Source organism: Amycolatopsis sp. NPDC051106 (assembly GCF_040682775.1).
Lineage (GTDB): Bacteria > Actinomycetota > Actinomycetes > Mycobacteriales > Pseudonocardiaceae > Amycolatopsis.
This window is the reverse complement of sequence record NZ_JBFBBQ010000031.1, coordinates 44,544-65,807: the sequence shown is the minus strand read 5'-3', so window position 1 is coordinate 65,807 and position 21,264 is coordinate 44,544. Positions and strand designations below refer to the sequence as shown.

The 21,264-nt window shown below is 73.0% G+C and carries 17 protein-coding genes; 6 read left to right on the top strand and 11 right to left on the bottom strand.

All coding sequences use genetic code 11. The features are described from left to right. From AB0M83_RS23340 to metH, 3 genes are read right to left on the bottom strand one after another with little or no spacing between them, the layout of a single operon-like run. Positions 1–1,458, bottom strand: a complete 1,458-nt coding sequence (locus AB0M83_RS23340) for an AlkA N-terminal domain-containing protein (RefSeq protein WP_364520255.1) — start codon at positions 1,456–1,458, stop codon at positions 1–3. Between the two features lie 58 nt (positions 1,459–1,516). Next, on the bottom strand, positions 1,517–2,179 hold the full coding sequence (locus tag AB0M83_RS23335; RefSeq protein ID WP_364520253.1) for an HAD family hydrolase: 663 nt from the start codon (positions 2,177–2,179) through the stop codon (positions 1,517–1,519). Between the two features lie 12 nt (positions 2,180–2,191). Continuing rightward, a complete protein-coding gene (gene metH, locus AB0M83_RS23330; protein ID WP_364520251.1) occupies positions 2,192–5,746 on the bottom strand; it encodes a methionine synthase in 3,555 nt (1,184 codons plus the stop codon). Positions 5,747–5,784: 38 nt separating this feature from the next. Here metH and AB0M83_RS23325 point away from each other — a divergent pair, with 38 nt between their 5' ends. Next, complete coding sequence (locus tag AB0M83_RS23325) at positions 5,785–6,690, top strand: PAC2 family protein (protein ID WP_285478459.1); 906 nt, start codon at positions 5,785–5,787, stop codon at positions 6,688–6,690. 3 nt (positions 6,691–6,693) lie between these two features. Here AB0M83_RS23325 and AB0M83_RS23320 read toward each other — a convergent pair whose 3' ends face one another. Then, positions 6,694–7,629, bottom strand: a complete 936-nt coding sequence (locus AB0M83_RS23320) for a phosphotriesterase (protein ID WP_364520249.1) — start codon at positions 7,627–7,629, stop codon at positions 6,694–6,696. Positions 7,630–7,667: 38 nt separating this feature from the next. On the opposite strand from AB0M83_RS23320, the gene AB0M83_RS23315 reads away from it, so the two are divergent. Then, the gene (locus AB0M83_RS23315) at positions 7,668–8,213 is read left to right on the top strand and encodes a CGNR zinc finger domain-containing protein (RefSeq protein ID WP_364520247.1); all 546 of its coding nucleotides are present in this window, start codon (positions 7,668–7,670) and stop codon (positions 8,211–8,213) included. Here AB0M83_RS23315 and AB0M83_RS23310 read toward each other — a convergent pair. From AB0M83_RS23310 to AB0M83_RS23300, 3 genes are all read right to left on the bottom strand, one after another. Continuing rightward, positions 8,208–9,041, bottom strand: coding sequence for a metallophosphoesterase (locus AB0M83_RS23310; RefSeq protein ID WP_364520245.1), 834 nt, complete (start codon positions 9,039–9,041; stop codon positions 8,208–8,210). The two genes, AB0M83_RS23315 and AB0M83_RS23310, sit on opposite strands and share 6 nt — an antisense overlap. A gap of 80 nt (positions 9,042–9,121) precedes the next feature. Continuing rightward, positions 9,122–10,351 (bottom strand): MFS transporter, encoded by a 1,230-nt coding sequence (locus AB0M83_RS23305; protein ID WP_364520243.1) that lies wholly within the window; start codon positions 10,349–10,351, stop codon positions 9,122–9,124. Then, a complete protein-coding gene (locus tag AB0M83_RS23300; RefSeq protein WP_364520241.1) occupies positions 10,348–10,935 on the bottom strand; it encodes a helix-turn-helix domain-containing protein in 588 nt (195 codons plus the stop codon). The genes AB0M83_RS23305 and AB0M83_RS23300 overlap by 4 nt, the downstream gene beginning before the upstream one ends. A 145-nt stretch (positions 10,936–11,080) precedes the next feature. Between AB0M83_RS23300 and AB0M83_RS23295 the strand changes: the two genes are divergently transcribed. Then, positions 11,081–11,557, top strand: coding sequence for a MarR family transcriptional regulator (locus AB0M83_RS23295; RefSeq protein ID WP_364520239.1), 477 nt, complete (start codon positions 11,081–11,083; stop codon positions 11,555–11,557). Positions 11,558–11,715: 158 nt separating this feature from the next. After that, positions 11,716–13,347 (top strand): ABC-F family ATP-binding cassette domain-containing protein, encoded by a 1,632-nt coding sequence (locus AB0M83_RS23290; protein WP_364520237.1) that lies wholly within the window; start codon positions 11,716–11,718, stop codon positions 13,345–13,347. Between the two features lie 56 nt (positions 13,348–13,403). Here the strand turns inward: AB0M83_RS23290 and mshC are convergent, their stop codons facing one another. Together mshC and AB0M83_RS23280 are read right to left on the bottom strand one after the other, a co-directional pair. After that, positions 13,404–14,642 carry a cysteine--1-D-myo-inosityl 2-amino-2-deoxy-alpha-D-glucopyranoside ligase gene (gene mshC, locus AB0M83_RS23285; RefSeq protein WP_364520235.1) on the bottom strand — a complete coding sequence of 413 codons (1,239 nt, stop codon included), beginning with the start codon at positions 14,640–14,642 and terminating at the stop codon, positions 13,404–13,406. A 71-nt stretch (positions 14,643–14,713) separates the two neighbouring features. After that, positions 14,714–15,472, bottom strand: coding sequence for a MerR family transcriptional regulator (locus AB0M83_RS23280; protein WP_364520233.1), 759 nt, complete (start codon positions 15,470–15,472; stop codon positions 14,714–14,716). A 128-nt stretch (positions 15,473–15,600) separates the two neighbouring features. Between AB0M83_RS23280 and AB0M83_RS23275 the strand changes: the two genes are divergently transcribed. Then, positions 15,601–16,908, top strand: a complete 1,308-nt coding sequence (locus AB0M83_RS23275; RefSeq protein WP_364520231.1) for a hypothetical protein — start codon at positions 15,601–15,603, stop codon at positions 16,906–16,908. Positions 16,909–16,915: 7 nt separating this feature from the next. Here AB0M83_RS23275 and AB0M83_RS23270 read toward each other — a convergent pair whose 3' ends face one another. Continuing rightward, a complete protein-coding gene (locus tag AB0M83_RS23270) occupies positions 16,916–18,880 on the bottom strand; it encodes a VWA domain-containing protein (protein ID WP_364520229.1) in 1,965 nt (654 codons plus the stop codon). Beyond that, complete coding sequence (locus AB0M83_RS23265) at positions 18,877–20,274, bottom strand: ATP-binding protein (RefSeq protein ID WP_364520227.1); 1,398 nt, start codon at positions 20,272–20,274, stop codon at positions 18,877–18,879. The genes AB0M83_RS23270 and AB0M83_RS23265 overlap by 4 nt, the downstream gene beginning before the upstream one ends. 100 nt (positions 20,275–20,374) lie before the next feature. Between AB0M83_RS23265 and AB0M83_RS23260 the strand changes: the two genes are divergently transcribed. Beyond that, the gene (locus AB0M83_RS23260; RefSeq protein ID WP_364520225.1) at positions 20,375–21,172 is read left to right on the top strand and encodes a hypothetical protein; all 798 of its coding nucleotides are present in this window, start codon (positions 20,375–20,377) and stop codon (positions 21,170–21,172) included. The last annotated feature ends 92 nt before the right edge of the window (positions 21,173–21,264 follow it).

The following is a 21,264-nucleotide window of genomic DNA, read 5'->3' as shown; positions in this document are numbered from 1 at the left end:
TCAGGCGGCGGGCATCCGGTTGATCTCGTGGTCACCGGTGGCCCACAGGTGCTGGGTGGCGTAGGCGCGCCAGGGCCGCCACGCCTCGGACCGGGCGACGACGCCCGCGTGACCGCCGAGGCCGAGCAGTTCGGCGGCGTACTTGATGCCGAGGTCGGTGGGGAGGAAGGCGTCCGGGTCGCCGAGGGCGCGCATGGCGATGCTTTCGACCGTCCACGGCCCGAACCCGGGCAACGCGATCAGCGCCGCCCTCGTCGCCGTCCAGTCGCTGCCCGCGCCGAGGTCGAGCCCGTCGGTCAGCGCCGCGACCAGCGCGAGCAGCGTGCGACGGCGGCTGCGCGGCATGGCGAGCGTCTCGGGGTCCAGCGAAGCCAAGGCCTCCGGTGACGGGAACAGGTGGGTCAGCCCGCCTTCGGGGTCGTCGATGGGCTCGCCGTGCGCGACGACGAGCCGGGCCGCGTGGGTGCGCGCCGCCGCCGTCGAGACCTGTTGCCCCAGCACGGCCCGCACGGCGAACTCGGCGCCGTCGACCGTGCGCGGGACCCGTCGGCCCGGCGCGGCTGCGACCAGCGGCGCGAGCAGCGGGTCGGTGGCGAGCTGGTCGTCGACGGCGACCGGGTCGGCGTCGAGGTCGAGCAGCCGGCGGCAGCGGCTGGTGGCGGCGGGCAGGTCCCGCAGGTCGGTCAGGCTGAGCCGGCACGCGATGTGGCCGTTCTCCGGCCGCAGCGCGGCGACACCGTGGCCGTGCGGCAGCCGCAGCGTCCGGCGGTAGGCGCCGTCGCGCCACTCCTCGACGCCCGGCACCCCGGTCGCGACGAGGTGGCCGAACAGGTTGTCCGGGCACAACGGCTTCCGGTAGGGCAGCCGCAGCAGGATCGCCCCGGCCGACGGCCGGCCCTTCGCCCGGCCGCGCAGCTCCGTCGGGGTGAGCGCGAAGACCTCGCGGACGGTGTCGTTGAAGGACCGGATGCTGCCGAACCCGGCCGCGAGGGCCAGCTCGGTCATCGGCAGGGTGGTCGTCTCGATGAGGGTCCGCGCGGTCTGCGCGCGCTGGGCGCGTGCGAGCGCCAGCGGGCCGGCGCCGAGCTCGGCGAACACCTGGCGCTCGACCTGCCGGACGCTGTAGCCGAGCCGGGCCGCGAGGCCGCGCACGCCTTCGGTGTCGACGACGCCGTCGGCGATCAGCCGCATCGCCCGCGCGACCAGGTCGGCGCGTTCGTTCCACAGCGGCGATCCCGGGCTGGCGTCGGGGCGGCAGCGCTTGCAGGCGCGGAACCCGGCCTGCTGCGCGGCCGCGGCGCTCGGGTAGAAGCGCATGTTCCGCGGCTTGGGCGGCACCACCGGGCAGCTGGGCCGGCAGTAGATCCCGGTCGTCAGCACCGCGCCGTAGAACCACCCGTCGAACCGGGCGTCCTTCGCCTGCACGGCCCGCACGCACCGTTCGAAGTCCTCGTACACGCCACCAGCATCGCGGACCCCCGGCGCCGGGGCTAGCGGAAATGCGACACGGACGTGCTCAGCCGAGCAGGGCCGCCAGCGCCGGCACGTCGATGCCGACCAGCGAGTCGCGGAACACGCGCCGGTCCCCCGGTTCGACCGGGACGTCGTTGGGGATCACCAGGACCGTGCAGCCCGCCGCGACCGCCGACGCCGTGCCCGGCGGGGAGTCCTCGACCGCCACGCACCGCTCAGGCGAAACGCCCAGCAGTTCCGCGGCCTTCAGGTACGGGCGCGGGTGCGGCTTGTTGAGGCCCTCGACCTCGTCGCCGCAGACCGTGACGTCGAAGAAGTCCCGCCCGATCGTGTTCAGCGCGAGTTCGGTCAGGTCCCGCTCGGTCGAGGTGACCAGTGCCGAACGCAGCCCCGCCTCGCGCACCGCCGTCAGCGCTTCGCGGGCACCCGGGCGCCACGGCAGCTCGTCGTCGAACAGCCCGGCCGTGCGACGGCGGATCTCCGCGCCGGTCGAAGCGATCGCCTCGGGGTCGACCGGAAGGCCGACGACCTCGAGCAGGTAGGCCGACGTGTCGTCCATGTTGGACCCGACGAGCGTCATCCGCTGTTCCTCGGAAAGCTTGCCGCCCAGCCATTCCGCCGTCTCGTACAGGGCGATGTCCCACAGCTTCTCGGAATCGACGAGCGTGCCGTCCATGTCCCACAGCACGGCGGTCAATCCGTCCACAGTGGAGTCTCCTCAGGTGTTGAAGTACTTCGCTTCCGGGTGGTGGCAGACGATCGCGTCGGTCGACTGCTCGGGGTGCAGCTGGTACTCCTCGGACAGCTTCACGCCGATGCGGCCCGGCCCGAGGAGCGCGACGATCTTCGCCCGGTCCTCGAGATCGGGACAGGCGCCGTAGCCCAGGGAGAACCTCGCTCCACGGTAGCCGAGCTCGAAAAAGTCCTCGACGTCGTCGGGGTCCTCTGAGGCGACCGCCACACCGCCCGGCAGGGTCAGCTCTTGGCGGATGCGGCCGTGCCAGTACTCGGCCAGCGCCTCGGTGAGCTGGACGCCGAGGCCGTGCACCTCGAGGTAGTCGCGGTAGGCGTCGGCGGCGAACAGCTCGTTCGCGTAGTCCGCGATGGGCTGGCCCATGGTGACGACGGTGAAGGGAACGACGTCCACCTCACCCGACTCCCGGGGGCGGTAGAAGTCGGCCAGGCAGAGCCGCCGGTCGCGGCGCTGGCGCGGGAAGGTGAAGCGCAGCCGCTCGGGCGCGTCCGGCTCGGGTTCCGTGAGGACGACCAGGTCGTCGCCCTCGGCGACGCACGGGAAGTAGCCGTAGACGACGGCCGCGTGGGCCAGGACGCCGTCCGCGGTCAGCCGGTCGAGCCAGTACCGCAGCCGCGGCCGGCCCTCGGTCTGGAGGAGTTCGTCGTACGTCGGCCCGCTGCCGCCGCGGGCGCCCTTGAGGCCCCACTGCCCCATGAAGGTCGCGCGCTCGTCGAGCATCGCGGCGTAGTCGCCGAGCGGGACACCCTTGACCACGCGCGAGCCCCAGAACGGGGGCGCCGGGAGCGGGACGTCGGTGGCGACGTCCGAGCGCGCGGGCGGCGGCCCGTCGAGGGCTTCTTCTTCCGCCTTGCGGGCCTTGCGCGCCTCGGCGATCCGCAACGAGCGTTCGCGGCGTTCCTTGCGTTCCCGGCGCTTCTTCTCCGCGTCGGCGTCCACCAGCGGCGATTCCCCGCGCTTGGCCGCCATGATCGCGTCCATCAGCCGCAGGCCCTCGAACGCGTCCCGCGCGTAGCGGACGTCGCCGGAGTAGAGCTCGCTCAGGTCGTTCTCGACGTAGGAGCGGGTGAGTGCCGCGCCGCCGAGCAGCACCGGCCAGCGCGCGGAGACGCCCCGGGAGTTCATCTCCTGGAGGTTCTCCTTCATGATCACCGTGGACTTCACCAGCAGCCCGGACATCCCGATCGCGTCGGCGCCGTGCTCGTCGGCGGCCTCCAAGATGGTCGTGATCGGCTGCTTGATGCCGAGGTTGACCACCTCGTAGCCGTTGTTGGACAGGATGATGTCGACGAGGTTCTTGCCGATGTCGTGCACGTCGCCGCGGACGGTGGCCAGCACGATCCGGCCCTTGCCGGCGTCGTCCTCCTTCTCCATGTGCGGCTCGAGGTGGGCGACGGCGGCCTTCATCACTTCGGCGGACTGCAGCACGAACGGCAGCTGCATCTGCCCGGACCCGAACAGCTCGCCGACGGTCTTCATGCCCGAGAGCAGCGTGTCGTTGATGATCTGCAGGGCGGGCCGCTGCTCGAGGGCCGCGTCGAGGTCGTCGGTGAGGCCGGTGCGCTCGCCGTCGACGATCCGGCGTTCGAGGCGTTCGAACAGCGGCAGCGCGGCCAGCTCTTCGGCCCGCGAGGCCTTCGACGAGGCCGCGCTCACACCCTCGAAGAGGGCCATCAGCTCCTGCAGCGGGTCGTAGCCTTCGCGGCGGCGGTCGTACACGAGGTCGAGGGCGACCGCGCGCTGGTCGTCCGGGATGCGCGCCATCGGCAGGATCTTCGACGCGTGCACGATCGCGGTGTCGAGCCCGGCCTGGACGCACTCGTGCAAGAACACGGAGTTCAGGACCTGCCGCGCGGCCGGGTTGAGGCCGAAGGAGATGTTCGACAGGCCGAGCGTGGTCTGGACCTCGGGGTGGCGCCGCTTGATCTCGCGGATCGCCTCGATCGTCTCGATGCCGTCGCGGCGTGACTCCTCCTGGCCGGTGGCGATGGTGAAGGTGAGCGCGTCGATGATGATGTCCGACGTCCGCAGCCCCCACTTCCCGGTGATGTCCGCGATCAGCCGGGACGCGATGTCGGCCTTCTTCCGCGCCGTGCGCGCCTGGCCCTCTTCGTCGATGGTCAGGGCGACGACGGCGGCACCGTACTCGCTCACCAGTTCCATGACCTGGGTGAAGCGGGACCCGGGGCCGTCGCCGTCTTCGTAGTTGACGGAGTTGACCGCGCAGCGGCCGCCGAGGCGTTGCAGGCCGGCCCGCAGCACCGGGACCTCGGTGGAGTCGAGCATGATCGGCAGGGTGGAGGCGGTGGCCAGGCGCCCGGCCAGCTCGGCCATGTCGGCGGTGCCGTCGCGGCCGACGTAGTCGACACACAGATCCAGGAGGTGGGCGCCGTCGCGGGTCTGTTCGCGGGCGATCTCCACGCAGTCGTCCCAGCGGCCCTCGAGCATCGCGGTGCGGAACGCCTTGGAGCCGTTGGCGTTGGTCCGCTCGCCGATCATCAGCACGCTGGCGTCCTGTTTGAACGGCACCGCCTGGTACAGCGACGACACGCCGGGCTCGGGGCGCGGCCGCCGCCGCACCGGAGCCGTCTCCGCCACGGCGGCCGCGAGCTGCCGGATGTGCTCGTCGGTGGTGCCGCAGCAGCCGCCGACCAGGCCGACGCCGAACTCGCGCACGAACCCGGTGAGCGCTTCGACCAGCGCTTCCGGCCCGAGCGGGTACACGGCGCCGGCCGGGCCCAGCTCCGGCAGCCCCGCGTTCGGCATGACCGACAGCGGTATCCGGGCGTGCTTGGCCAGCTGCCGCAGGTGCTCGCTCATCTCGGCCGGCCCGGTGGCGCAGTTCAGCCCGATGACGTCGACGCCGAGCGGCTCCAGGGCGGCCAGTGCGGCCCCGACCTCGGTGCCGAGCAGCATCGTCCCGGTCGTTTCGACGGTGATCGAAGCGAGGATCGGCACGGGCCGGCCCTCGGCGGCCATCGCCCGCTTCGCGCCGATGATCGACGCCTTGGTCTGGAGGACGTCCTGGGTGGTCTCGACGATCACGGCGTCGACGCCGCCGGCCAGCAGTCCGCGGACTTCCTCCTGGTAGGCGTCCCGCAGCGTGGTGAACGGCGCGTGGCCGAGCGTCGGCAGCTTCGTGCCAGGACCGGCCGAGCCGAGCACGAACCGCGGGCGCTCCGGCGTCGCGAACTCGTCGGCGGTCTCCCGGGCCAGCCGCGCACCGGCCTCGGCCAGCTCGAAGATCCGGCCGGTGATGTCGTACTCGGCGAAGTTCGCGAAATTGGCCCCGAAAGTGTTGGTCTCGACGGCGTCCGCGCCCGCCTCGAGGTAGCCCCGGTGGACCGAACGGACCACGTCCGGCCGGGTGACGTTGAGGATCTCGTTGCAGCCTTCGAGCCCGGCGAAGTCGGCCAGGCTCAGGTCGTGGGCCTGCAGCGCCGTACCCATCGCCCCGTCGGCCACCAGCACGCGCGAGCGAAGCGCTTCGAGGAACGGCGACGACACCCGGTCGGACATGCTGAACAGGGTAAGGCCGGTGGTCGTAGGCTGGGTTGGTGAGTGAGCCCGTCGACGAGACCCCGCGGCCGCCCGGCGACCGCACCGAACCCTCCCGGCCGCTGATGGTGGTCGCCTTCGAAGGCTGGAACGACGCAGGTGACGCGGCCAGCCGGGCGGTCGAGCACCTGCAGCTGAACTGGGACGCCACGCCCCTGGCCGAACTGGAGCCCGACGACTACTACGACTTCCAGGTCAGCCGCCCGACCGTCCGGATGGTGGACGGCGTCACTCGACGGGTGGACTGGCCGACGACAACGCTGTCGGTGTGCCGCCCGGACGGGTTCGACCGCGACGTGGTGCTCGTGCAGGGCCCCGAGCCGAACATGCGCTGGCGCGCCTTCTGCGCCGAGCTGCTGGAGCACATCAAGCAGCTGGACATCGCGACCGTCGTGACGCTCGGCGCGCTGCTCGCCGACACCGCGCACACCCGGCCGGTCCCGGTCACCGGGACGGCGTACGACAAGGACACCGCGTCGCTCTACGGGCTCGAGATGAACAACTACCAGGGCCCGACCGGCATCGTCGGGATCCTGCAGGACTACTGCGTGCAGGCGGGCATCCCGGCCGTGTCGATCTGGGCCGCGGTGCCGCACTACGTGTCGCACCCGCCGTCCCCGAAGGCGACGCTGGCACTGCTGCACAAGCTGGAGGACATCCTCGACGTCGAGATCCCGCTGGGCGCGCTGCCCGAGCAGTCCGAGGAGTGGCAGCGCACGGTCAGCGAGATGGCCGACGAGGACGAGGAGATCAGCGAGTACGTCCGCAGCCTCGAAGAGCGCGGTGACGCGCAGACCGAGGTCGCGGAGCAGGACGTCAGCGGCGACAAGATCGCCGCCGAGTTCGAGCGCTACCTGCGCCGCCGCGGCCGAGGCGGCGGACAGGAAGGCTTCGGCCTGCGCTGACGGTTACTCGAGCCAGCTGGTGGCGAACGCCCGCGCGGGGTTCGCCACCAGCATGGCGGTGACGACGTCGCCGCCGAGCAGCTTCGTCAGCCGCGGTGCCAGCGTCGTGAGCAGGTACGGGGCGCCCGGCTGAAAGCGGGCGGCGGCGGTCGTGGTGTCGCCGCCCAGCAGGATCCGCCCGCCGTGGCCCGCGTCGACGAGTGCTTCGAGCCCGTCGAAGAGCAGCCAGTCGGTGGCGTGGTTGGCCCGGGACGGGCCGTCGAAGCCGAGGAACGTCCCCACGTCGGCGATCTCCCGCAGCGAACGCAAGTCCGGGTTGCGGTTGAGATGCCCGAGAATCACCCGGTCGGGCGGCACCTCGAGCTTCTCGCAGAGCAGCTCGGCCACTTCGAGGGCCGCGGTGCCGAGCTCGAGGTGCACGGCGATCGGCGCGCCGGTCTCCTGGTGCGCGACCGCGGCGGCGGTCAGCGTTAGCCGGGCGTGCGCGTCGATGGTGTGGAACGCGCCGGCCACCTTGACCAGCCCGGCACGCGGGCCGGTCCGCGGCTCGTCCGGCAGGTCGGCGGGCTGGGTGCCTTCGGTCAGGTCGTCGACGAAGACGCGGACCAGGTCGTCGACGACCCGGCCGAGCACGGGCGGCGCGTAGTGCTCGGCGCGGTGCAGCCCGGTGGCCGCGACGACGTGGACGCCGAGCTCGTCGGACATCCAGGCCAGCTCCCGGGTCCGGCGGCCGAGACCGTACGGCGTCCACTGGACGAGCGCCGCGCCGCCCGCCAGCTTGAAGGCGAGGAGGAGTTCCGTCGCCGCCGTCGGGTCGTCCAGCTCCTGGCCGGGCAGCAGTTTCGAAGCGAAGAAGAGGTGGTCGTGCGAGTCGGTCACGCCGAGTTCGGCGGGGTCGATGTCCCCCAGCACCGTGCGGACCTTGGGTTCACCGGTCACGACCGCGAGTGTAACGCCTCAACCGTTACGATGGCGAGGTGTCCGAAGACTTCCGCCTCGACCTGGGGGCACCCTGGCTGAACCTGCTCGCCACCCGCGGCCGCCACTTCGGGCCGCGGCCGGTCGAGCGGATCCCGACGCCTGCGCGGCTGCACGACTGGCTGGCCCGCGTCGAGCTGCCGCCGCTCGCGCCGGTCACGCCCGCCGACCTGCGCACGGCCCACCGGCTCCGGGAGGTGCTGCGCGAGCTGGCGCTGGGCGCGGTCGACGGGATCCCGCCCACAGCCGGCCAGGTGAGCGGGCTGACGGAATTCCTCGAGACCGAACCGGTGCACCTCGCCGCCCTGGACCGGCTGCACCGCAGCGCCCCGCCGACGGCGGACGCCGCGTTCGCCCGGCTCGCGCACCAGGCGGCCGACTGGCTCACCGGCCCGCTGCGCGCCGACCTGCGCGCGTGCCCGGAGCAGGACTGCCGGGGCGTGTTCGCCGACCCGGGCGGGCGGCGCCGCTGGTGTCCCTCCCCCGCCTGCGCCAGCCGGGGCCGCGTACGCGCGCTCAGAGAGCGGCGGCGCGCCGAGTCATGACGGCCACAGGATGCGGCGCATCGGCACCGCGCCCCGGGCCCGCTTCCGCCACTCGCGCGGGTAGCCGAGCGACACCTCTTCGAACCGGACGCCGTCGGCCTCGGTCGTGCGCGGGATGTGCAGGTGGCCGTAGACCGCGATCTCCGCGCGGTAGCGGAGGTGCCAGTCCTCGGTCTTCGTGGTGCCGCACCACAGCGCGAACTCCGGCCAGTACAGCGGCGCCGTCGGGTGGCGGTGCAGCGGCCAGTGCGACATCAGGATGGTGCCGTGGTCTTCGGGGATCGCGTCGAGGCGCTCGGTGCTGATCTTGAGCCGGTCCGCGCACCAGGCCTGCCGGCTCGGGTACGGGTCCGGGTGCAGGAAGTACTCGTCCGTGCAGACCACCCCGGCCGCCCGCGCCTGGCTCAGGGCCTCCTCCAGCGACTTGCCCTCCGCTTCCGGGGTCCGCCAGCTGTAGTCGTAGAGCAGGAAGAGCGGCGCGATGGTGAGCGGCCGCCCGCCCTGATGCCACACCGGGAACTCGTCTTCGGGCGTGAGCACGTCGATCGCGCGGCACTGCTCGACGAGGTACTCGTAGCGCGCCTGACCGCGGAGCTGGCACTCGTCGTTCTTCGTGGTCCACAGCTCGTGGTTGCCCGGCACCCAGACGACTTTCGCGAACCGCTCGCGCAGGGTCTTCAGGGTCCCGATGGTGGCCTCGGCCCGCTCGGCGACGTCCCCGGCGACGAGCAGCCAGTCACCGGGGCCCTCCGGGACGACGTCGTCGAGGATCGGGCCGTTGCCCTCGTGGGTCACGTGGAGGTCGCTGGTGGCGAAGAGGTGCGGCACCCCTCCACCGTAACCACCGGGATCGCGGGATCTCCGCGAAACCTGCGGATCCCGGTGATTTCCGCACGAACCCGGGCACCTCAGGCCGCCCGGGCCGCCGTCGCCGCGGGTACTTCGACGGCCGGCCGGCCACGCCGGACGAGCATCAGCACCCCCGCCAGCACGTACACCCCGGCCTGGATGTTCAGCAGCACCGCCGGTCCCGTCGTCGCGACCAGCGTGCCCGCCAGCAGCGCCCCCACCGTCGTGAACGTCGCGATCGCGGCGAACGCCGTGCTCAGCACCCGGCCCGCCCGCTCAGGCGCCACCGCGCTCTGGATCTCCGACAGCACCCCCGCGCCGGCGGCCACCCCCGGCGCGCCGACCAGGACGAACAACCCCACGTACAGCCCGAGCGCCGTCGTCACCAGCCACAGGTTCCAGATCACCGCCGACACGAGGCCCAGCGCGACCGAACCCCAGCCGAGCAGCACCGCCGGCGCCACCCGCCGCGCCACCGTGGCCAGCGCGAAGCCGGCCGCCAGCCCGCCGATCGCCTGCACCCCGCGCAGCAGGCCCACGTCGGCCTCGCTGCCACCCAGCACGTCCAGGACGTACACCACGAACAGGATCAGGAACATGCCCTGCGCCAGGGAGGTGAACGCGATCGCGAGCCCGGTGCGCCACAGGCGGCGGTTGTGCGTGAGCTCGCGCAGACCGTCGAGCCAGGCCCGCACCACCGGTTCGCGCGCGGCGGCCGGCGCGGGTGCGCTCACCCGGCGGAACGGCTTGGCCAGCAGCACCGCCGCCACCGCCAGCACCGCCAGGTAACCGGTGACGACGGGCGCGAGCCCGCCGAGACCGAGCAGCGCACCGCCCGCCCAGCCACCGGCCAGCCGGGCGACGCTGCCGTTCACGCTCATCAGCCCGTTCGCCCCGGTCACTTCCTCGACGCCGACGAGCTCGGGCACCAGCGCGTTGCGGGCCGGTTCGAACACCGACGCCAGTGCCGCCTGCCCGGCCAGCACGGCGTACACGACGGTCACCCCGGGCGAAGCGAGCAGCGGCACCGCGACGACGGCCAGCCCGCAGCAGACGCCGAACAGCACCGCCCGCCGGTTCCAGCGGTCGGCCACCACGCCGGCGACCGGACTCAGCAGCACGGCGGGCAAGAGGCCGAGCACGATGCTCAGCGCCGTCGTCGCGGCGGAGCCGGTGCGCTGGAAGACGTACACCGGCAACGCCACCTGCAGCATCCACTCGGCCGTCTCGCCGAAGAACGCGGCCACCCACAACCGCGCGAACGCCGGCACCCCCAGCAGCTGCTTCATTCCTCCGCCTTTCCCGAGTGCTCGATGCGCGGGAACGCCCGCAGGCCCACGTGCACCGGGTGGGCACCCGCCGGCGCGTCGGTCCGGATGGCCCCGACGTAGGGCCGGACCAGGGCGTCGATCGCGTCGGTCAGCCGGGTCAGCTCCTCCGGCGTGACGCGCAGTGCGTACGTGATCAGCCCGGACGCCGCGCGCCAGGCGGGGTCGAGGCCGTCGAGCGAGTCGAGGTACCGCTGGGTCAGCTCCTGCTCGTGGCCCAGGGTCGCGCCCACCATGCCGAGCTGGGCCGCCCGGTGCGCCGGGTCGTCGGCCAGCTCCCCCATCTCCAGTCCGACCTGGCGGGCCCGCCACGGCCGCTCGCGGCCGTCCTCGGCGTCGGCCCGCTCGACCAGGCCGTACTGCGCGAGCTGGCGCAGGTGCCAGCTGCAGTTCGACGCGGTCGAGCCGACCGCCTCGGCGCACTCGCTCGCGGTGCGCGGGCCGACGGCGGTCAGGTGGTTCAGGAGCGCCGAACGCAGCGGATGCGACAGCGCGCGCAGCAGCTCGACGTCCTCGATCCGCTTGCGCGGCGGCAGCTCGGCCATCGGCCGTCCTATCTGAAAGAGTCATTTCGAAAGTTCTCTTTCATAGTTGGTCCCGCCTGCGGCTTTGTCAAGCGGCTCCGCTATCGTTCGCGGGGCAGTCACTGCGCAGGGCAGTGACTGCACTGTCACCCGACTTGGATGGACGTTGCCCGACCAGCGCGAACTCGCCACCGCCGCCGCCCTCGCCCTCCCCCGCTTCGTGGGTTCGACCGCGCTCTTCCACGCCGCGGTCGCCGAGCGGATGGCCGTCACCCCCACCGAGCTGCACTGCCTGCACCTGCTCCACGGCGGGGTCAGCGACTCGCCGTCCGAGCTCGCCCGGCTGCTGGGGATCTCGACGGGGGCCTTCACCCGGCTGCTCGACCGGATGGAGCGACACCGGCTCGCCGAGCGCGCCCCGGATCCGGCGGACCGGCGCCGGCTCGTCGTCCGGCCGCTGCCCGACCGGATGGCCGAGCTCGCCGAGCTGTACGCGCCGATGGCCCGGTTCGTCGGCGAGCGGCTGGCACGGCTGGACCGCCGGCAACTGACCGCCCTCGTCGGCTTCCTCACCGACGGCACTGCCGCCGCGGAAGAGGCGTCCCACAACTTGCCGGATGTGACCCAGGCCATAACGAGTTGACTAACTCTACGGATGTTGCGTTAACCTGGTTCCACTATGAGGAACTGAACCGCGCCCATCCCGCTTCCGAGGCGGCACCCGGTCGAGCCTGACGCTCCCGCGTGCCACGACGCCCGGCGGGATCTCCGCTTCTTCTCATCCGGGCTCGGTGATCGCACATGTCCACTCTCTTTCCCTTGCAGGCCAAGGACGTCGTCTTCGGCTACGGCACCCGCGTCGTCCTCGACGGCGTCACGCTGACCGCGTCGGCCGGGCAGCGGCTCGGCCTGGTCGGCGAGAACGGCAGCGGCAAGTCCACGCTGTTGCGGCTGCTCGCCGGGCTCGAAGAACCCCGCTCCGGCGAGGTCCGCCGCGGCCCGGACGTCGGGTTCCTGCTGCAGGAGCTGCCGTTTTCGCTCGAGGCGACCTTCGCCGACGTCCTGGACGACGCGCTCGCCGAGATCCGCGCGGCCGCCGCCCGGCTCGACGAGCTGACCGCGGCGATGACCGACCGGCCCGACGATCCGGCCGTCCTCGACGAGTACGGCCGCGTCCTGGAATGGGCCCAGGCCCACGACCTCTGGGACGCCGACCGCCGCGCGAAGCTCGTCTGCGACGGGCTCGGCGTCGGCGGCGTCGAGCCCGATCGGCCGCTCGGCACGCTTTCGGGTGGTCAGCGATCCCGGCTGGGGCTGGCCGCGCTCCTGGTCCGGCGGCCGGAAACCCTGCTGCTGGACGAGCCGACCAACCACCTCGACGACGCCGCGATGGACTTCCTGGAACGCCACCTCACCGAGCTGACCGGGATCGTCGTGCTGTCGTCACACGACCGGGTGTTCCTCGACGCCGTCTGCACCGACATCGTCGACCTGGACCCGGCCGCGGCCGACCGCCAGGCCGGCGGGGCGGTCCGGTACGGCGGCAGCTATTCGGACTACCTCGGGCACAAGAAGGCCGAGCGAGCGCGCTGGGAACAGCGCTTCGCCGAAGAACAGGAGGAGTTGAAGGAGCTGCGGGAGACCGTCGCGGTCACCGCGCGCAACGTCGCCTACGGCCGCGGCCCGCGCGACAACGACAAGTTCATCCACCACTTCAAGGGCGCCCGTGTCCAGAAGACGATCTCACGCCGGGTGCGCGACGCCGAGCAGCGGCTCGAGCACCTCGAACGCGACCAGGTGCGCAAACCCCCGGCGCCCCTGCGGTTCCGGGCCGAGCTCACCGGGCACGCGACCGGCGACGGACCGGCGATCTCGGTGCGGTCTCTGGAGGTGCCGGGACGCCTTCGGTTGCCGCGGCTCGACATCGACGGTTCGGCCCGGTTGCTCGTCACCGGCGGGAACGGGGCCGGGAAGTCGACGCTGCTTTCGGTGCTGGCCGGGCGGCTCGCCCCGGCGGCCGGAGCCGTCCACTTCGGACACGGGGTGCGCGTCGGCCTGCTGGAGCAGGACGTCGTGTTCACCGGCCCGGACCGGACCGCGGCCCGGGTGTACCGGGACGCGCTCGGCGAGGACGCGCCGCCGTTGAGCCACCTCGGCCTGCTGGCGTCGCGGGATCTGCGGCAGCCGGTGGGCGCACTTTCGGTGGGTCAGCGCCGCCGGCTGGCGCTGGCGGTGCTGCTGGCCGAACCGCCGGACGTGCTCCTGCTCGACGAGCCGACGAACCACATTTCGCTGACCCTGGCGGAAGAACTGTTCCAGGCCCTCGAAACGGCGCCGGGCGCGGTCGTCATCGCCTCCCACGACCGATGGCTGCGCCGTGACTGGGCAGGCGACCACCTCGGGCTGGCCGATGGACAACCCGCCGCGGTATAGGTCGTTATACACTCACCAAGGGCCGCACTTTCACGTGAAAGTGCGGCCCTTGGTGGTCAGAGGGTGATGCCGAGGAGGGCGTCGACGGCGATGCGGATCAGGCCGGGGGCCGCCGGGTCCGTGCCGTCGCGACGCAGGGCTTCGCTCGCCCACGCGTCGATCGCCGCCAGGGCCTTCGGTGTGTCGAGGTCGTCGGAGAGGTGGTCGCGCAGCCGGGAGATCGTGTCCTCGGCCGACGGGCCGGTGGGCAGCGAGACGGCTTCGCGCCAGCGGGCCAGGCGGGTCTCCGCCTCGGTCAGCAGGCCGGCCGTCCAGGCGCGGTCGGCGCGGTAGTGGCCGGCGAACAGGGCCAGCCGGATCGCGCCCGGGTCGACCTGGTCGGCCCGCAGCCGGGAGACGAACACCAGGTTCCCGCGCGACTTCGACATCTTCTCGCCGTCGAGGCCGATCATCCCGGCGTGCACGTAGTGGCGGGCGAACTGGCCGTCCTTGGCGACGGCCTCGGCGTGCGCCGCGCTGTACTCGTGGTGCGGGAAGATGAGGTCCGAGCCGCCGCCCTGGAGGTCGAACCCGAGGCCCAGCCGGTTGACCGCGATCGCGCTGCACTCGATGTGCCAGCCCGGGCGGCCCGCGCCCAGTTCCGACTCCCACGACGGCTCGCCCTCGCGGGCCACGCGCCACAGCAGCGCGTCCAGCGGGTGGCGCTTGCCGGCGCGGTCGGGGTCACCGCCGCGCTCGGCGAAGAACTTCGTCATGGTCGGCTCGTCGTAGTTCGACTCGTAGCCGAACTTGCCGGTCGCCGTGTGGTCGAAGTAGACGTCCGGGAACTCGGGGTCGTCCGCGCGGTAGGCGGCACCGTTGGCGAGCAGCTTCGCGATGACCTCGACGATCTCCGGGATGCTTTCCACCGCACCGACGAATTGCTTCGGCGGCAGTACCCGCAGGGCCACCATGTCCTCGCGGAACAGCGCCGTCTCGCGCATGCCCAGCACGACCCAGTCGTCCTGGTCGCGCTGGGCTCGCTCGAGCAGCGGCTCGTCGATGTCCGTCACGTTCTGCACGTAGTGGACGTCGTGCCCGTTGTCCCGCCAGATGCGGTTCACCAGGTCGAAGGCCAGGTACGTCGCGGCGTGCCCCAGATGCGTCGCGTCGTAGGGCGTGATGCCGCAGACGTACATCCGGGCCGTGGCGCCGGGGGCGGTCGGGCGGATCTGCCCGGTGGCCGTGTCGTGGAGCCGCAGCGGGCGGGGGGTGCCGGGGATGCGGGGCACGTCGACCGATGACCAAGTCTGCATACCCTCGACTGTAAGCGTTCGCTCCGCCACCCTCCCGCCCGGTGGGACTCCTCCCCCACGTGGAGCAGCGGTTACTGCCGGCGTGCGATGTTCGCCACGATGGCGTCGCGGACGAACTCGCCGACACCCGGCCGCTGCTCCTCCTCCCGGACCAGGAACCCGAGCTGCACCGGTTCGGTGACGTACAGCTCGCCGATGCGCCGCTGCGTCTCGTAGGAGCATTCCCCCATGACGCGGGCGAGCATCGCCCGGTGCTCCTCGGCGAGGTCGGCCGCCTCGGTGCCGTCCGGCGCGCCGCCCGCTTCGCGCAGTGCGGTGAGCCGGCGCACCCAGTCCTGGCGGGCCGCTTCCCCGGCCGCCAGGTCCTCCTTGGACGGTGTCGCCGCGCCCTGCCACTCGGGCGTGCCGCCCCAGCGCCGCGCGGCCTCTTCCGCGTAGCCGTCCGGCTCCCGGAACCCGCCGAACACTTCGAACTTCTCCTCGGGCGTCAGTGCGTTGCCCATGGCTCTCGCCTCCATCGCGCGATCGACGGCCGCGACCATCCGCCCGAGCTCGCCGATGCGCGCCACCAGCAGCTCCCGCTGCCTCTTCAGGTGCGCGCCGGCGTCGGTGCCCGGGTCGTCGACGAGGGTCGCGATCGTCTCGAGGGGGAATCCGAGCTCCCGGTAGAACAGGATGCGCTGCAGCCGGTCGAGATCCTCGTCGTCGTAGCTGCGGTACCCCGAGCTCGTCCGCCCGCTCGGGCTGAGCAGGCCGATCTCGTCGTAGTGGTGCAGCGTCCGGACGGTAACCCCGGCCAGCGCGGCGACCTTGCCCACGGGATGCCCCATCGGTTCCCCTTCTCCTCTCCGGCCGTGCGGCCCTTGCGGTGATCACGGTGGTGCCTCACGCGGCGTGAGGGTCAAGCGTCACCCTTCCGTAGCCGCCGCGCGGCGGCGAGCGCGGTTAGCCTGGCTCGATGAAAGCCGAGGTCGTGGTGGGTGGTGCGGTCGTGCTGATCGCGCTCGTCATGGCGTTCGCGCTCCGGCGGCGACGCGGTGCCCGGCCCCGGCTGGTGCTGGGTGCGGTGCCCCGCGAGCCCCTTTCCGCCGTGTCCCGCCCCGCGCTCCTGGCCAGGATCGAGGAGAAGTTCGGCGAGGGCCGGTTCTGCGTCCTGCTCGGCGGGGGCGGCGTGGGCAAGACCCACCTCGCCGGGGCCTACGTCCGCGCCTGCCGCGGCCCCGTCGTCTGGGTGGCGGCCCAGGACCCGTCGAACACCGCCCGGGCTTACGCCGCGCTGGCCCGGCGTCCCGCCCCGGCCGACGCCGAAGCCGCCGCCCGCGCGGGTCTGGCGTGGCTCGACGACCTCGACGACGCCGTCGTCGTCTTCGACGGCGCGACCGACCCGGACGCGCTCAACCGGTGGCTGCCCGCCCGCGCCCGGGTGCTGGTCACGACGACCGTGCCGGACTTCGAGGTCCTCGGCGGCACCCTGCCGGTGAGCGGCTTCGACGAGGCCGAAGCCGTCCGGTTCCTCCAGGCGCGCTCCGGGCGGGAACCCGGCCCCGCCGCGGCGGACGTCGCCCGGGAGCTGGGCTGCCTGCCCCTCGCGCTGGCCCAGGCCGGCGGGGTGATCCGCCGGCAGCCGTTCGCCACCTACCTCGACGAGCTACCGCACGCCGCGCCGTTGGAGCGGGAACCGGGCGAGGACCACCCGCCCCGCGTCGAAGACACCACCCTCGCCGCCCTGCGCGCGGTGGCGGCGCGCGACAGCCGGGCACTGGCGCTCGCCGAACTGCTCGCCGTGCTCGCGCCGTGGGGCGTGCGGCGCGCGCTCCTGCACCGCGCGGGACCGGACCCGGTCGCGGTCGACGCGGCTCTCGCCGGTCTCACGGATGCCGCCCTCGCGGAGTCCGACCTCAGCGGCGAGGTCGTCGTGATGCACCGGCTGACGCAGCGCGCGGTGCTGGGCCGGCTGCACGCCGAGGAGCGGCTGGCTCAAGCGCTGGATCTGGCGTTCGACGTCGTGGCACCGGCCGCGGACCTCGCCGACCACGCGGCCGCGCTGTGGCGGCACTTCCGCGCCCTGCCCTCGGCCGAGGCCGAGCCGCGGCTGAGCGGGATCCTGCGGCTGCGGCGGCTCTCGGTCGAACTGCTCGCCGACGCGGGGGCGTTCACGCAGGCGAAGACCCTCGGCCTGGAAGTGCTCGCCGACCACGAGGCCTACCTGCCCGCCGGGCACCCCGACACCGCCCGGGCCGCCCGGTCGCTGGACCGGGCGGCCTGAGCCGGGCTCAGCGCCGCCGGGTGCGCAGGTAGTCGCCGACCACCGCGGCGCCCAGGCCGTCGAGGTCCGGGGCGACCACCCGGCCGCCCGAGCGGCGCGCGATGACGTCCACGAACGCCGTCAGCCGCGGGTCGTCGCCGAGGCGGAAGACCGTCACCGACGCGCCCAGCTTCGCCAGCCTGTCCACTTCGGACAGTGTCTTGTGGAGGGTCCGCGGCTGGGGCGGGTAGTCGAAGACCGCTTCGCCGTCCGGTTCCAGGTGGGCGGTCGGCTCGCCGTCGGTGACCATCAGGACCACCGGCTGGGCGTCCGGGTGGCGGCGCAGGTGCTGCCCGGCCAGCAGCAGCGCGTGGTGGGCGTTGGTGCCCTGCTCCCACGCGCCCTCCAGGCCGATCAGCTCCGGCAGCTCGACGGACATCGCGTGGCGCCCGAAGGTGATCAGCTGCAGCGCGTCGTTGCGGAAGCGCGTGCTGATCAGCTGGTGCAGCGCGAGCGCGGTGCGCTTCATCGGCAGCCAGCGGCCTTCCTGCACCATCGACCACGACGTGTCGACCAGCAGCGCCACCGCCGCCCGCGAGCGGTGCTCGGTCTCGACCACTTCGACGTCCTCGACGTCCAGCCGGACCGAGCTCTCGCCCACCGACACCGACCGCAGCACGGCGTTGCGGATCGTCCGCGGCACGTCCCAGGGCTGCATGTCCCCGAACCGCCACGGCCGCGAGGCGCCGGTCGGCTCGCCGGCCGCGCCCGCCGACTGGGTCTCGCGGTCGCCGGTCTTGCCGCGCAGCGCGTTCACGATGTCCGACAGCGCCGTCTCGCCCAGGCGCCGCAACGCCTTGGGCGACAACCGGAGCGTCCCGTCGGCGGCGCGTTCGAACAGGCCCTGGCGGCGCAGTTCACGCTCCAGTTCGGACAGCCGCCGCGCGTCGACGCCGGCGTCCTTGCCCAGCTGGCGTTCGAGGGCCTCCAGGTCGATGTCCTCCAGGCGTGCCCCGGGGTAGGACTGGCCGAGCTGCTCGGCCAGCGCGTCCAGCTCGGCGAGGTCCGCCATCGCCTGCGCGCCTTCGCCCATGCCGAGCGGGTTCTTGCCGCGGAAGCGCTCCGAGCCCGTCCAGTCTTCACCCGGGCGCGCGGCCCGCAGCTGACTGTCCAGCTGGGACAGCTGCTGCGCCAGCCGCGGGTCGCCGAACGCCTGCTGGGTCAGCTCCGCGAGCTCGGCCCGCTGCTCGGCCGACATCGAGTTGAGCATCCGCTGCGCGGCCGCCGACCGCTCGGCGAGCGCGTCGATGAGCTCTTCGACGTTGCGCGGGTTCTCCGGGAAGAACTCCCCGTGCTTCCCCATGAAATCCTCGAAGCGCTCCTGGATGTCCTCGGCGCCCTGGGCGTGCGCGGCCAGGAGGTCGTTGAGGTCGGAGAGCATCTCGTTGATCCGCTCGACGTCCTCGGGCCCGGCGTTCTGCAGCGCCTGCTTCATGCCCTGGAAGCGCGACTCCATCAGCTCCTGGCCGAGGAGATCCCTGATCTGCTGGTAGTTCTCCCGGCCCTGCTCGGAGCGCCAGTCGTACTCGGAAAGCTCGTTGACGGCCGCGGCCGTGCCGGGCGGCAGCGCGTCGAGCTGTGCCTCGCGGAAACGCGCTTCGTCGTCCGGGTCCGGGAACAGCTCCCGGCGTTCGGCTTCCAGCGCCTCCTGCAGCAGGCGCTGGACCTCCTGGAGGGTGCCGTCGAGGTTGTTGCGGCGCTGGATCTGCGATCGGCGCTGCCACAGGCGCCGGGTCAGCTCGTCCAGGCCCGACGTGCGCTCGGTACCGCGCCGGAGCAGTTCCTCCAGCGCGGACCGCGGCGACGACCCGGCCATGACTTCGCGGCCGATCTCGTCGAGCGCGTCCCGCAGGTCGGCCGGGGGCGCGAGCGGGTCCGGCCCGTCGTGCCACGGGCCGTAGGAGTAGCCGTCGGGAAGCGGGACCGCGGTCATCGGCCGTAGACGGTCGTCGCGTCGTCGGAGTCCTTGGCCAGTCGCCGGGCCAGGAACAGCGATTCGAGGGCGAGTTCGACGGCGGCCGCGATCCGGCCGGCGGGTTCGTCGGCTTCGACGCCGGCGCGCCGGGCGACCTCGTGCAGCACCGGGAGTTCCGGCAGGGCTTCGAGGACGTCCTTGCCCGGCACGCGCTCGCCGGTGGCGACGAGGTGTCCCTCGGCGACGGCGTCGGCGAGCGGCCGCAGGTCGAGGCCGGCGAACCGTTCGCGGGCGGTCTCGGCGACCGCGCGGCGCAGCAGGTGCACGAGGTGCTCGATCTCGCGGCCCTCTTCGCCGGGCTCGAACTCGATCTTGCCGCGCAGCACCGACGGGACGGCGTCGAGGTCGACCGGGCGGGCCACCGCGGGCTCTTCCCCGGTCAGCGCCGAACGCCGCAGGGCCGCGGCCGCGACGGTTTCCGCCGCGGCGACGGCGAACCGCGCCGACACGCCGGAGCGCTGGTCGATGACCGGCGATTCGCGGAGGTTCCGGACGAACCGGGCGATGACCTCCAGCAGCGGCTCGCCGACTTCGGCGACGAGGTTCGCTTCCTGCCGGACGACGGCCACCTCCGACTCGACGTCCAAGGGGTAGTGCGTGCGGATCTCGGCGCCGAAGCGGTCCTTCAGCGGGGTGATGATCCGGCCGCGGTTGGTGTAGTCCTCGGGGTTCGCGGTGGCGACGAGCAGGACGTCCAGGGGCAGCCGCAGCGTGTAGCCGCGGACCTGGATGTCGCGCTCCTCCATCACGTTGAGGAGGGCGACCTGGATGCGCTCGGCGAGGTCGGGCAGCTCGTTGATGGCGACGATGCCGCGGTGGGCGCGCGGGACCAGGCCGAAGTGGATGGTCTCGGGGTCGCCCAGGCTGCGGCCTTCGGCGACCTTCACCGGGTCGACGTCGCCGATCAGGTCGCCGACGGAGGTGTCCGGCGTGGCCAGCTTCTCGGTGTAGCGCTCGGAGCGGTGCCGCCAGGCGACCGGCAGCTCGTCGCCGAGCTCGGCGGCCCGCCGGATCGACGCGGGCGTGATCGGCTGGAGCGGGTGTTCGCCCAGCTCGGAGCCCTCGATGACGGGTGTCCACTCGTCGAGGAGGCCGGCGAGGGTGCGGAGCAGGCGGGTCTTGCCCTGGCCGCGTTCGCCGAGCAGGACGACGTCGTGCCCGGCCAGCAGCGCGCGTTCGAGCTGTGGCAGCACGGTGCGGGAGAACCCGACGATGCCGGGCCAGGCGTCTTCGCCGGTTTTGAGGGCGGTCAGCAGGTTGTCGTGGATCTCTTGCGCGATGGGCCGCGGCTCGTACCCGGCCGCGCGCAGGGCCCCGGCGGTGCGGGGAAGAGCGTCTGGAACTGCGTTCACCTGTTCGACGCTACTGCGCGATCGGCGGTCCGTCGATGTGGAGCGACTCCAGCGTGGGCGCGCTGCCGGAGTTCGGGGCGGGCCGGTAAAATAGGGCGTCGTGTGCCGTCCCAGTGCGACCTTCGCCGTCTGGACCTCCGCGTGGCTGAACGGAGCCGCCGCGTCCGACGATGTCCTCGACGCCCTGCTCGCGTGGGGTGAAGCCCATGACGTCGTGGCGGCCGACGCCGCCGCGGCCGAGGCGTTCACGCTGCCGCTGGCGTTCAACCGGGCGGCCACCCCGGTCCAGCTGCTGATGGCGCTGCGTTCGCAAGGAGCGAAAAGCATGCGCCTGGTGCTCCCGGTCCCGGGCGACGTCCGCGGCCTCGGCGGGGGCGGTCCGTTCACGGAAGCGGCCCTGCGCGCGGGCGACGCGGTGGTGCTGCCGGAGCTCGGTTTCGGGCTGGTGCCGCAGCCGATCGCCGAGGGCCTGGTGCGCTGGACGGTGTATTCGCTTTCTTCGCCCTCGGCGCCGGAGTACGTCGGCCTGAGTGAAGCCGAGCACGGGCTGACGGACGCGATCCGCAACAGCGCGGGGGCGCTCCAGGCGCTGGACGTGGCTTCGGACCGGCCGGGGGTGCGGGCGGAGCTGTCGGCGCACCTGCGGTCCCGCCCGGACGTCGACTGGCCCGCGGGCACGCCGGCGCGGGCGTTGCGGGTGCTGCAGCGGGCGGAGGAGATCGCGGCCATCCTGGCGATCGCGTCGTCCGACGACCCGGGCGGGGCGCTGTCGGCTTCGGCTTCGTCGTTGCGGGCTCAGGCTTTGCGGCCGTTGTCGGACGCGGTGCGGACCGCGCAGTGCGCGTCGGTCAACGAGGCCGTGCGGGTGTTCGCGGAGCAGACGGCCCGCGAAGGCTGAGGTTCCCAGCGCCCCAAGGCGGCCTTGGTTGCGTCACACGCACCGAAGGGCCCCTTGGTTGCGTTGAACGCACCGAAGGCCACATTGGGGCG